Here is a 14777-nt window from a genome sequence, read left to right as displayed (position 1 = left end):
TCATGCTCCCACTTTCAATGCGTCGTCTCAGCGCCTTTTTCTCCCTCGCCCTTGTCCTTGTTCTGTCCGCCGCCGGCACCCGCGCCGAGTTGGTGTGGACTCCCGGCGAAGGCTGGCGCATCGAGGGCGGTGCTCTCTCCGGCCTCGTCGGTGCCGATGCCCGCAACGCCTTGGAGACCATGAACCGCGCCCGCACGGCCGAGGAAGCCGGTAACACCCGCACCGCCCTGCGCGCCTACCGTCGCGTCACCAAGAACTACCCGAACTCGATCTACTCGTCCGAGGCTTCTTACCGCACCGCCAAGATCTACCTGCAGCGTCGCCAGCTCTACAAGGCCTTCGAGACCTTCCAGCAGATCATGACGCGCTACCCCAACAGCGACCGCTTCAATGAAGTCCTCGGGGAACAGTTCCAAATCGCCACCCGCCTCATGGAAGGCGAGCGCAACTACAACTGGGGCTGGCTGCCGAGCTTCCGCAGCCGCGAACGCGCCATCACCTATTTCGAGTGGGTCGTCGCCAACGCCCCCTACAGCGACTACGCGCCGCTCGCGTTGATGAACAACGCCAAGCTGCACCGCCGCCTCAACAACACCCCTTACGCCATCGATGCGTTGGACCGGCTCATCAACAACTACAGCCAGAGCCTCCTTGCCCCCGACGCCTACCTCGAGCTCGCCAAAACCCACTCCTCGCTCGTCGACGGTCCCGCCTACGACCAGGAGTCCACCCGCGAAGCCATCACCTATTTTGAGGACTTCATGATCCTCTTCCCCGAAGATGACGGCCTGGCCGAAGCCCAGGAAGGTCTCGACGAGATGAAGTCCGTGTTCGCCGAGAGCAAAATGATCCTCGCCGACTACTACTTCAAATACCGCAAGAACTACAAAGGCGCCCGCGTCTTCTACAACGAAGCCATCACCGCCTTCCCGGGTTCCGAGGTCGCCGATCGCGCTCGCTCGCAGCTCGACATCATCGACTCGATCGAAGCCGAGCGTGAGGCCCTCGCCCAAGGCGAGCAGCCCGCCACCAAACCGACCAAGCGTAAGAAGTTCCTCGGCATCTTCTGATCGCCCGAGACTCCCGCACCGCTCCCATGGCTCGCCTTCGTGACCGGCTCCCCTCCGCCGCGAGCCTCCTGCTGCTTGCCTGCCTGAGCCTGCTCGGCCTCTCCGGCTGCGCCCACTACTCGCTCGGCACCGGCGCCACCGAGCCGCTCGCGTTCTCGACCCTCTACGTCGAGCCGGTCAGCAACGAAGCCGCCTTGCCGCAGGCCGTCGCCCTCGTCACCCGCGAGCTCCGCACCGCCCTGCTCCGCGACGGCCGTGTCACGCTCGCCCCCGATGCGGCCTCCGCCGACGCCGTGCTCTCCGTCAACCTCTTTGACTACGGACGCACCCTCACCGCCGTGCAGCCCAACGACACCGCCCTCGCGCGCAAATTCGATCTCGCCCTCGGCGCCCAGTGCACCCTCGTCAACCAGCGCACCGGCGAACCCATTTTCAAGAACCGCACCGTGCGCGTGACCCGCCAGATCTTCGTCGATGACGGTCAAAATCCGGCCGAATATCAGGCCCTGCCCCACCTCGCCGATCAACTCGCCGACTGGGTCGCGCACGCCGTGCTCGACGTCTGGTAAACGAGCGTTTCGACTCGGAGCAGTGAAGCCACTGCACGCTCCTCTCCTCGCCCCCTCTCTTCTTGCCGGCGACCACGCCGCCCTCGGCGAAAGCGCCGAAGTCGTGCCCGCCCACGGCCTCCATTGGCTGCACGTCGACATCATGGATGCCCACTTCGTGCCCAACCTGACCTTTGGTCCCGAAGTCGTCGCCGCCCTCCGCCGCCGCCCCGCACTCAAAGACACCTTCTTCGACACGCACCTCATGCTCGACGAGCCCCACCGCTACGTCGAAGCCTTCGCCCAGGCCGGATCCGACCAGATCACCATCCACATCGAGCCCGACTACGACCACGCCGCCACCCTGCGCCAAATCCGCGAACTCGGCTGCAAAAACGGCATCGTGCTCAACCCCGACACCCCGGCCAGCGCAGTCGAACACCTCCTGGACCAAGTTGACCTCGTGCTGGTCATGACGGTGCAACCCGGCTTCGGCGGCCAGAGCTTCCGCACCGCCATGATGCCGAAGCTGGAGCAGCTCGACACCTGGCGCCGCGAACGCGGACTCAACTTCCGCCTCCAAGTCGACGGCGGCGTCGACCTCAAAACCGGCCCCCTCTGCCACGCCGCGGGCGCCGACACCTTCGTCGCCGGCACCGCCTTCTTCAAAGCCGCGGACCGCGCCGCCTTCGCCGCCACCGTGGCGAGCTGGTAATATATGAAGCGACAGCGCAGCGCGAAAGACTTTGCCGCCGGTGCGCTCCTACTCGCGTTAATTGCCGGAGCCTTGGTTTGGTGGGACCATCGGATCCGCTCGGCCATCTCGGAAATCGATGTCACGTCACTGGCAATTTCGGAAGAGACTGAATTGCCGTCCTACGAGACGCGAATTCTGGACCTCGGATATGCCTCTATAGCGGTCCCGTCGGATTTTCCTCGTGAGCTCTCCCATGCCGGCGATGGGCCGTTCGTGCTGAGCGAGCCGGCCAGCGGATATCGAATTTTGTTTGGAGCGCCCCAATCCACCCGAGCCCCCCAATTCGTAGAGATGCTGGCGGAAATCTCCTCTATAACGCGCCCGATGACCCGATTCTGAACTGGCACGACCTCGGGGTTCGCGCGGCCCGGGCACAACCATTTGGATTGAAAGAACGTCTCTTCAACGGACCCGCGTGGACGAAACGCGAGATCATCCTGCTCGGGTTGAAAGCCATGAGATTCTGGTCCTTCACCGAGATTACGATCGTAGAGAATCAGGAACTCGGCCTGATAGCGGCAAAAGCGAACGATAAAACCTCGTTGGAGATCGTGCACAAAGAATCAGGGATGTGGCTGATTTTGGACGTCTGGGACGCTCCTTGGTCCGACATCGAACTAGCCGCTTCCGTAATTCAACACTACGAACCGACAGCCTCTTGGTATGAGGGAGTGCCTATGATTGAGATGCTGTCGACAGCGGGAATACCTCAGCAAACGCAAGAGGCTACCGACTTTGATCCGTCGGCCGACGAGTTATTGCGGCTTGAAGAGATTGCCGAAGAGGTCCGGCTTCGTCGGGCGGAGAAAGCTGCTGCCCAAGAGTCGCTCCCGTCTCCCTAACCCTTACACAGGGTCTTCGTCCGACGTCGGCGCCAGATGCCGAAACCCAGCGCGGCTGCGCCGGCCATCGCCGCATAGGTGCCGGGCTCGGGCACGGCCGACATCGACGGATTCAGCTCGATTGTTCCAATGTCACCGTAGGCGTCCAGAAACGCGCTGGACGCCTCGAATTCGTAAACCAAATACACCGTGCCGATGAAACTGGCGTTGGCTTGCACCGACGGGTTCTGCGCCAACGCGGTGTCGATGATGCCGGTTACGGCATCGAACTCCGTGTAGGCAAAGATATTTCCATAACTGGGAGCGAGCGCATCCGTGAGATAATAGCGCGTGGTCAACAACGCCGGGTTCACGTTCTGTATCCCCGATGACAATACGGGGTCGATCGTTTCACCAAACGATGCCGTGTGAAAATTGGTGTCGCCCGCGCCCAACGAGGCAAACCCCGGGTTGAAGAGAATCGAATTGTCGGTGGCCTCCACATTCACATCGAGCGTGGTCTGCGCCCCAAACTGGTTGCTCGGCGACGTGCCGGTGATGTCGGAGCCACGCGCATCGCCGGCCAAGGTCAGGCTGAAGGCGGTATACACGACCTGCAGTGAGTTCACCGTGCCCCAGCTTTCTGGCAGCAGATAAAAATAGTCACTCCGTTCACTGCTCGCCGAAGCCGCCGGCGAGCTGGACGAGGTATGATCCGTATCCAGAACCTGGAGACTTCCGGCCAGGTTGATGGAACTGGTGGCGCGGACGAGGACTTGGCTGTGGGCGGTGGCACCAAGCCCGGCACAGAGCGCGAGGGTAAATACAAAACGAGGAGAGACACGCATGACGGAACGAAGCAGAAGGTGGAGGATCGGTGGTAAGGTTCAGCCGCGGCACACCGGTCAACGGACTGACATCCACCTTATCTGCATTCGCGTTCACGCTCCATACCCCGAACGGGTGAGCCGCTTCCCGCGCGTGTATCCGGGAAAGGCCTACCCCGCCCCTCGCCACTGGGCCACGCATGCACAATGTAGGCCGCGAGCTTGCTCGCGCTACGATGGATGGCAGCCAGCGGAGCGGCCGACACGGCCGCTGCTACACTGGGACGGGAATGTAGCCGCGGGCGTGTCGCCCGCGTCTCGTTGCCTCACGGTCTACGTTCGCAGCGCCACGAAGCCGCCGGCGTGTCTGGGATCGCCGGCTTACTCCGCCGTCCACTTGAAGATCGTGGTGCTTAGCGGCGGAATGGTGAGCACAAGGCTCTGCGCGCAGCCGTCGGCTTCTACATCTTCCGTATGCACTTCGCCGCCGTTGCCGACGCCAGTTCCGCCGTAATACTCGCTGTTGGTGTTGATCACCTCCACCCAGCGACCACGGCGCGGCACGCCGATGCGATAGCCTTCGCGGGCCGTGGGCGTGAAATGGCCCACGGTGAAGATGAGCGTCTGCTCCTCGGCGTCACTGCGCACGTAGGAGATGATGCTCGCCTCGGTATCATGCGCCGCGATCCAGCGGAACGCCGTGGGATCGAGGTCGCGCGAACTGAGCGCGGGCTCGTCGCGGTAAAGTTTGTTGAGGTCGCGCACCAGCAGGCGAATGCCTTCGTGGTCGAGGTATTGGCACAGGTGCCAATCGAGCGAACCGGCATATTTCCATTCGTGCGATTGGCCGAACTCGCAGCCCATGAAGAGACACTTTTTGCCCGGCCATGCCCACATGTGGGCGTAAAGCGCGCGTAAGTTGGCCGCCTTTTCCGGGATGTGCCACGCGCCCATTTTGTAGAGCATGGAGTTCTTCCCGTGCACCACTTCGTCGTGGGAAAACACCGTGATGAAGTTTTCCGACCACTGGTAGAGCGCGCCAAACGTGAGGTCGTTCTGGTGCCACTTGCGGTGGATGGGATCCTTCTCGAAGTAGCGCAGGGTGTCGTGCATCCATCCCATGTTCCACTTGAAATCGAACCCGATGCCGCCTTCGTCCACCGGCTTGCTGATGCCGGCAAAGGCGGTCGACTCCTCGGCTATCATCAACACGCCCGGATAGTAGTCGTGCACCAGGCGATTGGTTTCGCGCAGGAAGTCGATCGCTTCGAGATTCTCGCGCCCGCCGAACTTGTTGGGGATCCACTCCCCTTCGTTGCGCGAATAGTCGAGGTAAAGCATCGAGGCCACCGCGTCGACCCGCAGGCCGTCGATGTGGTAGCGGTCCAACCACGCCAACGCATTGGCGATGAGGAAACCACGCACTTCATGGCGGCCGAAATTAAAGATCAACGTGCCCCAGTCCATGTGCGCGCCCTGACGCGGATCGGCGTGCTCGTAGAGGTGCGTGCCGTCAAACTCCGCCAGCGCAAAGCTGTCGCGCGGGAAATGCGCCGGCACCCAGTCGAGGATGATGCCGAGTCCGCGCTGATGCAGATGATCGACAAAGAAGGCAAAATCGTCCGGCGAGCCAAACCGATGGGTCGGCGCGTAGAAACCGGTCACCTGATAGCCCCATGAGCCCTCAAACGGGTGCTCCGCCAGCGGCATCACTTCGATATGAGTGAAACCCATGTCGATGGCGTAGTCGGCCAGCATCGGCGCCAGTTCGCGGTAGTTGAAGGGACGACCGCCATCCTCCACCTGCCGTTTCCACGAGCCGAGGTGCACCTCGTAAATCGAGATCGGCCGGTCGATCTGCTTGGCCTGCGCTTCCCGCTGCGCGATCCACTCGCCATCGCCCCACTCGTGTTTGCGGGTATTGTGCACGATCGAGGCGTTGCCGGGAGGCGCCTCAAAGTAGGTGCCGTAGGGATCGGTCTTGAGGTGGATGTTGCCGCCCTGATCGAGCAACTCGAACTTGTAGAGTTCGCCCTCGCCGAGACCGGGAATGAACAACTCCCACACGCCCGAGGCACCCAACGGGCGCATCGGAAAATACCTGCCGTCCCATTGGTTGAAGTTACCCACCACCGAGACGCGCTTGGCACTCGGGGCCCACACTGCAAACGACACGCCCGCCACGCCGTCCATCTCCCGCAGATGCGCGCCGAGTTTCGTGTAGATGCAATGCTCGGTGCCTTCGTTGAACAGATACAGGTCCTGTTCACCCAGCGTCGGCAGGAAGCTGTAGGGGTCAAAAAACTGCCGCATCTCGCCCGAGGGGTATTGCACCCGCAACTGGTAGCGAAACACCTTGCGTCTCCGCGGGATGAATACGTCGAACAACCCCGCCTCATCGATCTGCTCCATCGGGATGGCTTTGTCTGCCTCGAGATCGATCAGCTCGCAGCTCACCGCGTCCTTGACGAACGCGCGGCCCACCAGGCCGGCGCTTTTACCCTTCTTTCCGAGATGGAGCCCCAGCACGGAGTGCGGTTGGGCTTCTTTGGCAGTGAGGAGGGTATCGATTTGCGCAGGGGTCAAAGTCACGGTGGGTCAGATGCTTGAGAGGCACTCTGTAAACTCCACCGGAGGTCGTCGAGTCGCGATGCCGCAATTCGCCCCATCGCCCCGCGACCACCCCCGATTGGCCCGGTCCCCCGGCTTGCTTCCGGGCGACGGCCTTCCTTTGCTCCCCGCTTGTTGATGCCACGCCTGCGCCTTCTTCCTCTCTTTTCAGTGCTCATCTCCCTCGCGGTGGGTCTCGCCCCGCTGCGCGCTCAAACCCCGGCCGCTGCCACGCAACCGCCCTCCATTCGGGCCGATGAACTCGATGCCAGCTACGCCGAGGGCATCGTGATTTACCGCGGCAATGTCGTGGCGAACTTCGACGACATTCGCCTTACCGCCGATGAGATGCGTTGGAACCGCGCGACCAATGAGGTCACCGCCACCGGCCGCGTCGTCGCGCAGCAGGCCGGCCGTCGCATCCTCGCCCAGGAAATCACTTACGACCGCGACACCCGTCATTACACCGTCACCGACCTGCGTTTCGGCCGCAGCCCGATCTACGTCTCCGGCGAAGCCGTCGAGGGCGCACCCGATCGTCTCACCTTCCGCAACGCCACCGTAAGCTTCGGCGAACCTCACCCGTGGTCCCCCACCGTCACCGCCGATGCCCTCACCTACTACCCCGAGCGTGACCTCATCGAGGCCGACGGCGGTCGCGTGGGCCTTGGCTTTTTCCGGCCGCTGCCGCTGCCCGGCACCCCGCTGCCGACCGACGTGCCGTTCGTCAGCGATCTCACTTTTGACGGCGGTTACACCTCCCGGCTGGGTCCTCACCTCTTGGTCGGTGCCAAGGTCGCCTCCACCGACTGGCTGCAGCTCGGTGCCGAACTCGGTATCTACACCAAACGCGGCGTCATGGCCGGCCCTTCCGCCCGCTATGACACCACCGATGCCGACACCGGTCTGGGCGCCACTGGACGCATTTCCACCGGCTACATTCACGATACCGGCGACCGCCTCACCGATCTTCTCGGCGATCCGATTGATCCCGACCGCGGCATCATCTCGTGGTCGCACCGCCAACAGTTTTCCCCACGCCTCACCTTCAACGCCGAGCTCAACTACTGGAGCGATTCCGAGGTCGTGCGCGACTTCCTGCCGCAGGGCTTCTTCCCCGTGCAGGTGCCGGATTCCTTCGCCGAACTGACCTACACCACGGCCAACACCGTTTCGGGGCTCTTCTTCCGCGCTCAACCCAACGACTACCACCGCGTCCGCGAACGCCTGCCGGAGGTCACCTTCGACGTCCTGCCCACGCCCGTCGCCGCTGGTTGGGTCCACGAGGCGCACGCCGCCGTCGCCCTGCTCCGCGACGACCCACCCACCGGCAGTCCCGTGCTGCGCTCGGATCGCTTCGACTTTTATTACGCCCTCACCCGCCCGTGGACGCCGGAGTCCTGGCTGAGCATCGCGCCCGTCGTTGGTGCGCGCGTCACCCACTACGACCGCGCCCTCGCCGGCCGCTCCGACTACACTCGCTCCCTCGGTGAATTCGGCGTCGACGCTCAGTTCACCGCCAACGCTGTCTTCGACTACCAAAACGAGCGTTGGGGCATCAATGGACTCCGCCACCTCGTCACCCCCAAGCTCTCCTACCGCTACGTGCCCGAGGCCGACAAAGGCACCGCCTACATCCCCGCGATCGACCGCCGCGTTTTTGCCACCTACCTCGATCCCCTCGGTCTCGGCGCCCGCCGTCAGATCGACCAACTCGGCTCCCTCCACACCCTGCGTCTCGCGCTCGACCAACGTCTGCAAACTCGCGACGAGATCTACGGTTCCCGCGACTTGGTGCGCCTCAATGTCGCCATCGATTCCCGCTTCGACACCGCCCCCAGCGAACGCACGCTCTCGGCGCTTCACACCGAACTGAAACTCACGCCGGCCCCGTTCATCGACTTCGAGCTCTATCACCGCGCCACCCCGGGTGATTGGACGATGCGCGAACTCAACACCGCCATCACCCTGCGCAGCGCCGACCGCTGGAGTGTGCAGTTCGCCAACCACTACCTTGAAGGCGATATCCAAGAGTTCATCGCCGGTCTGGCCTACCGCCTCAACGAGGTCTGGGAAGGCTACACCCGCCATCACTACGACTCCCGCCGCGATCGTTTTGTCGAGCAGACCTACGGCATCCGCCAGACCATCGCCAACCGTTGGATCGTCGGCTACGAGCTCTCCTTCTACTCCGGACAGCGCCGCGAGAGCGACTTCGGCTTCAACGTGGTGCTCGACGCCATCAATTTCTAAGCAAGCCGTCCGTCCGCCAAGCCGTGAGTCGCGTCGACAACCAACGTCGCCTCTTCCTCGAGCTCATCGAGGAACTGCGCCCCCACTGGCACCACGATCCGGCCCAGCCGCAGCGCCTCGCCGACTGGCTCGCCCGTCATCGCGCCGGCAGCCGCGACCGCCGCCTGTATCGGGAATTGTGTTACACGGCCTGGCGCATCCTGCCGTGGATCGAGGACACCTCCGCCGAGCTGCTCGTCCGCCGCGTAGCCAGCTTCGCCTCCCCCAGCAAAGCCACCGCCCCCTTCATCGAGGCCTTCGCCGATCCGACCGTAACCTCCGCGCCTCCCGGCCCACCCGAGTCCTTGCTGCCGACCTGGCTCGGCGACGAATGCCCGGCCGTCCTCCAGGACCCGACCCAACGCGACGCGCTCCTCTCGCGCGCCCCGTTGTGGATTCGCCTACAAACCGCCCAGCCGCCCCGCGTCGCCGCCGAGTTCGACTCGCTCGGCATCGCCCATTCACCCTCGGCGCTGCTGCCCGACGCCTGGCAGGTCGCCGCCGACGCCCCCGTGCTCAACACCGAGGCGTTTCGTCGCGGCGATTTTGAGATCCAGGACCTCGGTTCCCAGGCCCTGCTCGCCAGCCTGCCTGGCGCCCTTTCCGGCCACTGGCTCGACGCCTGCGCCGGCGCCGGCGGCAAGACCCTGCAACTCGCCCGCCGCCTCGGCCACGCCGGCCGCGTCACCGCCCACGACATCCGCGGCCCCGCCCTGCGTGAACTCGAACAACGCGCCCAACGCGCCGGCTTGGACAACGTCACCATCGAGCGCGCCCCCTCCGGCCCGTTCGACGGTGTGCTGGTCGACGCTCCCTGCTCCGGCAGCGGCACCTGGCGCCGCGCGCCGCATCTCAAGTGGACGACCTCGCACGCCACCATCGCCGCCGCCGCCGAGCGCCAGCAGTTTGTTCTCGGCAAGTTCGCCGCCATGGTCCGCGCCGGCGGCACCCTCGTTTACGCCACCTGCTCGCTCTGCCACCGCGAAAACGAGGCCGTCGTCGACGCCTTCCTCGAACACCACCGCGAATACCGCCCGCTCCCGCTGCGGCCGCCCGGCCACTCCAGCCCGCAGGCCGACGGACGTTGGACCTTTCTGCCCGCGGAACTCGATTCCGACGCCTATTTTGTGGCCGCCTTTCAGCGCTCCTGAGTCCGCCGGAATTTTGTTGCGACCCCATCACCGCCCCCAAGCCTCCCGCCAACCGTGGTTCCCGATTCCGATTTACGTATCAAGTTGCCCGTCTTTGAGGGCCCGCTCGACCTGCTCCTCTTCCTCATCCGGAAGAACGAGCTGGATATCTACGACATCCCCATCGAATCGGTCACCAAACAATACATCGAGGTCCTCCACTCCATGCGGGAGCTCAACCTCGAGGTGGCCGGCGACTTCTTCGTCATGGCGGCCACCCTTATGGAAATTAAGAGCCGCATGCTGCTACCCCGCGGACTCGCCGCAGTCGACACCGAGGGCGACGGCGACGACGGCATGGATCCGCGCTGGGAACTCGTGCACCAGCTGCTCCAATACAAGAAGTTCAAGGAAGCCGCCCAGGAACTCGACCGCCTCGTCGAATACCAACAAGGCCTGCTCTCCCGCCACGTCTCGAAGCTCACCGTCCCCCAGCAGGCACGCCCGCTCAAACCGATCGACCGCGTCGACCTCTGGAACGCGTTCAACATGGTCCTGCGTCGCCTCGCCGAAAAACTCGTCATCGGCGAAATTCAGGACGAGCAGATCACCGTCGCCGACCAGATGGAAATGCTGATGGAGAAGATCAAGACGGAGAAATCCTTCGTCTTCACCTCTCTCTTCACCGGCCCGCTCACCGTGCGCGTCCTCGTCGCGACCTTCCTCGCCGTGCTCGAACTCACCCGCATGAACCGCCTGCGCGTGCGCCAGACCGAAGCCTTTGCCGACATCCTTTGCGAAGCCCGCGAAGACGAGATCCCACTTGAAACCCCGGTCGATACGGACAGCGTGACCGCGTGAGTTCCTCCTCCGAACAACCTTCACGCCCGTCCCGTCCGCAACCTCGCTCCGGTCTGCTCGGCGTGGGGCTCGACAACGAGGACGGCCACAAACGCATCACCCGCGGCGAGAAATTTGTCCTCGTTGGCGGCTCGCAGGAAACCCACGAGCGCATGACTGAGACCACCCTCAAAACCTTTGAGGAACTCAAGCGCCGCGACAAACACCTCGAGACCGTCGACAAACGCGAACTCGCCGAGATCATCCACAAATCCACCCCGCAATAAGCCCCATCCTCCCGGAACCTGCCCCCGCGCACTTGCGGCTTTGGCTACTCTGACTTTCCCTAAGCGCCTCTCCCTTTTTTTCGCCGATTTAACCTCCGTCCATTTATGTCCGCCAATATCGCAAACCTCGATTCCTCCAGCTTCCAAACCACCGTGAGCGGTGATCAGCCCGTTCTCGTCGATTTCTGGGCTCCCTGGTGCGGCCCCTGCAAGGCCATCGCCCCGGTGCTCGAAGAGATCGCCACCGAGCTCGACGGCAAGCTGACCGTCGCGAAGGTCAACGTGGATGAGAACGACGCCATCTCCGCCGAATTCGGCGTGCGTGCCATCCCGACCCTCCTCCTCTTCAAGGGCGGCACCGTGGTTGAGCAGATCGTCGGCATGACCTCCAAGGACGCCCTCCTCGGCAAGGTCAACGCCCACCTCTGAGCCAACCCTTCAGTCCCACTTCCCCCGAAGGCGCGCCCTCCCCGGCGCGCCCTTTTTGTGCCCCAGCACCGGCCCTACACCTCTCCACCCGCCCCTCTTCGTCCCAGTGTAGCAGCGGCCGTCTCGGCCGCTCTCGTTGCCCCTCAGCCTAAAACCGCCGCTCCCCCCCGTCGGCCCAGACCCAGCCCCTAGCCCCTAGCCCCCCATCCACCCAGCCACCCAGCCACCCAGCCACCTACCAAACCAACGCCAAACTCAGCAGCAGCGCCATCAGCGCCACATACCGACCCGTCGCGCCCAGCAAAGCGATCAACCCTGGAGCGTCCGTCGTCCGCCGCAGCGTCTGCAACTGCCGCGCACCGATCGCCGCTCCGGTCACCGCCAGCACCGCACTTTCCCAAGGAGCCAGCACTCCCAGCGCGCCCAGCCCCACCACCACGGAAATCATCACGGCATGCCCCAACGCAAACTGCAGCTGGGCAAACACCGGCCCAAAGCGCACTGCCGTGGTGCGTTTGCCGGCCACGCGGTCAGTCTCAATGTCCCGATAGTTGTTCACCACCAAAATATTGGTCGCCAGCGCACCGATCCCCGCCCCCACCAGCCAGGCTCCGGTCGACACCGTGCCCGCCTGCACAAAGTAGGTCGCCGCCACCGCCACCAGGCCAAAAAAGATGAAAACAAACACGTCGCCCCAACCGTGGTAGGCCAGCGGATACGGCCCGCCCGTGTAAGCCACCCCACACACGATCGACAGCACGCCGATCACCAGCAACGGCCAGCCGCCAAACTGCAGTAGCGACAGACCGACCAGAAACGCCGCCGTGAACACCGCCATCATCGCCCGCTTCATCGTCGCCGGCGCGATCAGCCCCGCCGCCACCGCTCGCCGCGGACCCACCCGGGCCGCCGTATCGGCTCCTTTGACGAAGTCGTAGTAGTCGTTGGCGTAGTTGGTCCCGATCTGAATCAGCACCGCAAAAGCCAGACAGGTCAGGGCGGCCGCGCCGTGAAAGACCCCGTCATGCCACGCCAGCGCCGTCGCCGCCATGACGGGCGCGATCGCCGCCGGCAAGGTGCGCGGCCGCGCCGCCTCCCACCACAGCGCCAAGCCCCCCCCCGACGAAGCGGTCGCCGTTTTCATCGCACCACGATCTTTGTGCGCTTCCGGTATTGCGCCAGCCTACGCCGAAAGAGCACCGCCATCACTGGCGGAAACAAAGCCAGCCCCGCCATCAATGCCCCTGCGCGCGGTCCCGCACCGAGAAACACGGCCAGAATGGCGATGCCACCACCGTAAGCGGCCAGGAAGATCGCCGGATTGGGCAGCACCACATTGATCGCCCAGATGGCGAAAAACCCGATGAGCGCCGCTTTCACCCCCACGATCGGAAACGCCAGACCGAGGATAAAAAACAACGGCGGCGACAAGGTAAACTTCTCCTCCACCCGCACCATCTGGATCAGCACCGCCGCGAACAGAATCACCGCCTGCGTGCCCAAAATCACATTACCCAACGGCATTTCCGGCACCGCGACGATCGTGTGCACCAACGTCGGCACGGTCGCCATCACCGCATAACCACCCGCCAAAGCCCGCAGCAAATCGATCCAGTTGCGCCGCCGCGCAAACTCTTCGCCGGCCCACACACTGTAGTCGCCTGGCAAGCGATCCCGGTTGGCGCCCCCCGAGGTTTTGGTCTTCTTCCGTCGGCCGCTGCCCTCCGGACGCCCCAGGCGCAGCCAACTGCGCGGCAGCCAAAGCAACGTTAAACCGATAAGAAGAAAGACAAGATCGCGAATCACAGGCGTTTGGGAAAGAGCGCATTCGAAGTGGCGGAACTGCCCCTGTCAAAGGCACATCCCGCTCAATTCGTCCCTCCGCTTGGCTCAGCGAATCACGAAGCCCCGAAACTCAGCCGGACGCTTCTGCGCCACCCGCTCCACCTGCCGCACATAACCGTGCATGCGGTCGCGCACCTCCTCCACCAGACCGTCGATTTCGGCCTTCGCCCCCTCCACTTCCAGCAGCACGCGACCGTCGGTCAGGTTCTGCACAAACCCGCAGACTTCGAACTCCTTGGCCGCCTGCAGCACGTTGTAGCGGAAGCCCACGCCCTGCACGCGACCGGAAAAATGCACTGTTTCGTGAACAACGTCTGCCATGGTTAAAGTCGGCAAGCTACGTGGCATCAGCACCTTTCAGCAATCCACAAAATCCGCCGCAATCGGCCCGTTTTAGGCTATCGAAGCACACACCGGTCGGTGCCCGATTTCTGATTTGCATTTTGGGAACCCCCTCCCACGTTGGGCGACAGGTCCCCGACCACCACATCTAGAATGAGCAATTACAATTCCGACAGTCCCTCCGATAACGAATGGGACGAACGAGGCGAGCTGGCGTGGAACGAGTTTGATTGGGAGCAATACCTCCGCGAGCAGGACGAACTGATCCACCGCTACATCGGACACTACGAACGACTCGAAGGCCGCCCGGAGCGCTTGGACGAAGCCGCGCACCGCATGGGCTGGGACGAGGACAGTTGGAGTTCCGACAACGATTTTGAACCGCCCGCCGCGTTCGGCGATGCGCCCACCGCCGAGCCCTCCCCGGCCAGCAACGAGCGCGAGACCGATCCCTACACGCTGCACAAAAACCCGGTCTTCATCGCGACCAAGGGTATTTTCCTGACCCTCATCCGCGGTTGGGAACGCGCCGCCGACCGTCCCGAGAAAGTCCCGCAGCGCCTCGCCCTCGCCTTCCACTCCGCGGTGCACCGCGCCGAGCAACAGGCCATGTTTGCCATCTCCGCCCTCGATTTCGGCGACTACGCGATGGCCATCAGCCTGCTCAAACGCGCCATGCGCGAGCTCAACGCCTGCTTCTCGCTGCTCAACCAGACCGAGGCCCCCAGCCGCGCTTTGGCCGACTTCACCGCCCTCGCCACTCCGCGCCTCTTCGATCTGCGCGAGATCTGGCTGCGCGTGATGAACGAGTGCCGCGAGGAACTCGAGCGCCCCTCCGACGAGGACGACGAGGACTAAGCCCCACCGAGACTCTACCCTTTCTAGCGGCGTCCCTCATCGGAACGCCGCTTTTTCATGCCCCGTGGCTCCATCCCTAAGTAGCTGCGCTTGAGCCCCAGGCGAAAGCGTGGCCCCAAAC

The 14777-nt window shown here is 63.7% G+C and carries 16 protein-coding genes; 11 read left to right on the top strand and 5 right to left on the bottom strand.

Annotated features, from left to right (window positions below; genetic code table 11):
- Nucleotides 1–2 precede the first annotated feature (2 nt).
- Genes K1X11_RS00820 through K1X11_RS00800 form a run of 5 tightly spaced genes read left to right on the top strand, consistent with a single transcriptional unit; the run spans nt 3 to nt 3217 of the window.
- Nucleotides 3–1070, top strand: coding sequence for a tetratricopeptide repeat protein (locus K1X11_RS00820; protein ID WP_221029032.1), 1068 nt, complete (start codon nt 3–5; stop codon nt 1068–1070).
- Between the two features lie 26 nt (nt 1071–1096).
- Entirely contained in the window at nt 1097–1639 is a 543-nt protein-coding gene (gene lptE, locus K1X11_RS00815) for an LPS assembly lipoprotein LptE (RefSeq protein WP_221029033.1), read from the top strand.
- A gap of 22 nt (nt 1640–1661) precedes the next feature.
- Nucleotides 1662–2333 (top strand): ribulose-phosphate 3-epimerase, encoded by a 672-nt coding sequence (gene rpe / locus K1X11_RS00810; RefSeq protein WP_324726050.1) that lies wholly within the window; start codon nt 1662–1664, stop codon nt 2331–2333.
- 3 nt (nt 2334–2336) lie between these two features.
- Nucleotides 2337–2714, top strand: coding sequence for a hypothetical protein (locus K1X11_RS00805; RefSeq protein ID WP_221029035.1), 378 nt, complete (start codon nt 2337–2339; stop codon nt 2712–2714).
- A 47-nt stretch (nt 2715–2761) separates the two neighbouring features.
- Nucleotides 2762–3217, top strand: coding sequence for a hypothetical protein (locus K1X11_RS00800; RefSeq protein ID WP_221029036.1), 456 nt, complete (start codon nt 2762–2764; stop codon nt 3215–3217).
- On the opposite strand, the gene K1X11_RS00795 is transcribed toward K1X11_RS00800, so the two are convergent.
- Both K1X11_RS00795 and glgB read right to left on the bottom strand, forming a co-directional pair.
- Nucleotides 3214–4044: a PEP-CTERM sorting domain-containing protein gene (locus K1X11_RS00795; RefSeq protein WP_225919212.1), complete on the bottom strand. Its 831-nt coding sequence runs from the start codon at nt 4042–4044 to the stop codon at nt 3214–3216. The genes K1X11_RS00800 and K1X11_RS00795 overlap by 4 nt on opposite strands.
- 360 nt (nt 4045–4404) lie before the next feature.
- Entirely contained in the window at nt 4405–6615 is a 2211-nt protein-coding gene (gene glgB / locus K1X11_RS00790; RefSeq protein WP_221029037.1) for a 1,4-alpha-glucan branching protein GlgB, read from the bottom strand.
- A gap of 189 nt (nt 6616–6804) precedes the next feature.
- Here glgB and K1X11_RS00785 point away from each other — a divergent pair, with 189 nt between their 5' ends.
- The 5 genes from K1X11_RS00785 (at nt 6805) to trxA (ending at nt 11611) form a co-directional block, all read left to right on the top strand.
- Complete coding sequence (locus K1X11_RS00785) at nt 6805–8886, top strand: LPS-assembly protein LptD (RefSeq protein ID WP_221029038.1); 2082 nt, start codon at nt 6805–6807, stop codon at nt 8884–8886.
- A 23-nt stretch (nt 8887–8909) separates the two neighbouring features.
- Nucleotides 8910–10076, top strand: a complete 1167-nt coding sequence (locus K1X11_RS00780; RefSeq protein ID WP_221029039.1) for an RsmB/NOP family class I SAM-dependent RNA methyltransferase — start codon at nt 8910–8912, stop codon at nt 10074–10076.
- A 54-nt stretch (nt 10077–10130) separates the two neighbouring features.
- The gene (locus K1X11_RS00775) at nt 10131–10916 is read left to right on the top strand and encodes a segregation and condensation protein A (protein WP_221029040.1); all 786 of its coding nucleotides are present in this window, start codon (nt 10131–10133) and stop codon (nt 10914–10916) included.
- On the top strand, nt 10913–11182 hold the full coding sequence (locus tag K1X11_RS00770) for a hypothetical protein (RefSeq protein ID WP_221029041.1): 270 nt from the start codon (nt 10913–10915) through the stop codon (nt 11180–11182). The genes K1X11_RS00775 and K1X11_RS00770 overlap by 4 nt, the downstream gene beginning before the upstream one ends.
- A 105-nt stretch (nt 11183–11287) precedes the next feature.
- Nucleotides 11288–11611 (top strand): thioredoxin, encoded by a 324-nt coding sequence (gene trxA / locus K1X11_RS00765; RefSeq protein WP_221029042.1) that lies wholly within the window; start codon nt 11288–11290, stop codon nt 11609–11611.
- Nucleotides 11612–11846: 235 nt separating this feature from the next.
- On the opposite strand, the gene K1X11_RS00760 is transcribed toward trxA, so the two are convergent.
- The 3 genes from K1X11_RS00760 to K1X11_RS00750 form a co-directional block, all read right to left on the bottom strand.
- Nucleotides 11847–12755: a 1,4-dihydroxy-2-naphthoate polyprenyltransferase gene (locus tag K1X11_RS00760; RefSeq protein WP_221029043.1), complete on the bottom strand. Its 909-nt coding sequence runs from the start codon at nt 12753–12755 to the stop codon at nt 11847–11849.
- Nucleotides 12752–13417, bottom strand: a complete 666-nt coding sequence (locus K1X11_RS00755; RefSeq protein ID WP_221029044.1) for a hypothetical protein — start codon at nt 13415–13417, stop codon at nt 12752–12754. Before K1X11_RS00755 ends, K1X11_RS00760 begins: the two co-directional genes overlap by 4 nt.
- Before the next feature lie 84 nt (nt 13418–13501).
- Nucleotides 13502–13777, bottom strand: coding sequence for an acylphosphatase (locus K1X11_RS00750; protein WP_221029045.1), 276 nt, complete (start codon nt 13775–13777; stop codon nt 13502–13504).
- Nucleotides 13778–13951: 174 nt separating this feature from the next.
- Between K1X11_RS00750 and K1X11_RS00745 the strand changes: the two genes are divergently transcribed.
- A complete protein-coding gene (locus tag K1X11_RS00745) occupies nt 13952–14656 on the top strand; it encodes a hypothetical protein (protein WP_221029046.1) in 705 nt (234 codons plus the stop codon).
- The last annotated feature ends 121 nt before the right edge of the window (nt 14657–14777 follow it).

The organism is Actomonas aquatica (assembly GCF_019679435.2).
GTDB classification, from domain to species: domain Bacteria; phylum Verrucomicrobiota; class Verrucomicrobiia; order Opitutales; family Opitutaceae; genus Actomonas; species Actomonas aquatica.
Note: the sequence above shows the minus strand (reverse complement) of the source record. Positions and strands in the feature narration are given on the sequence as shown.

Bases quoted from the DNA above. Each gene is read 5' to 3' on its own strand.
- K1X11_RS00820 (WP_221029032.1), top strand. From the start codon at position 3: ATGCTCCCACTTTCAATGCGTCGTCTCAGCGCCTTTTTCTCCCTCGCC.
- lptE (WP_221029033.1), top strand. From the start codon at position 1,097: ATGGCTCGCCTTCGTGACCGGCTCCCCTCCGCCGCGAGCCTCCTGCTG.
- K1X11_RS00805 (WP_221029035.1), top strand. From the start codon at position 2,337: ATGAAGCGACAGCGCAGCGCGAAAGACTTTGCCGCCGGTGCGCTCCTA.
- K1X11_RS00795 (WP_225919212.1), bottom strand. From the start codon at position 4,044: ATGCGTGTCTCTCCTCGTTTTGTATTTACCCTCGCGCTCTGTGCCGGG.
- trxA (WP_221029042.1), top strand. From the start codon at position 11,288: ATGTCCGCCAATATCGCAAACCTCGATTCCTCCAGCTTCCAAACCACC.
- K1X11_RS00760 (WP_221029043.1), bottom strand. From the start codon at position 12,755: ATGAAAACGGCGACCGCTTCGTCGGGGGGGGGCTTGGCGCTGTGGTGG.
- K1X11_RS00750 (WP_221029045.1), bottom strand. From the start codon at position 13,777: ATGGCAGACGTTGTTCACGAAACAGTGCATTTTTCCGGTCGCGTGCAG.
- K1X11_RS00745 (WP_221029046.1), top strand. From the start codon at position 13,952: ATGAGCAATTACAATTCCGACAGTCCCTCCGATAACGAATGGGACGAA.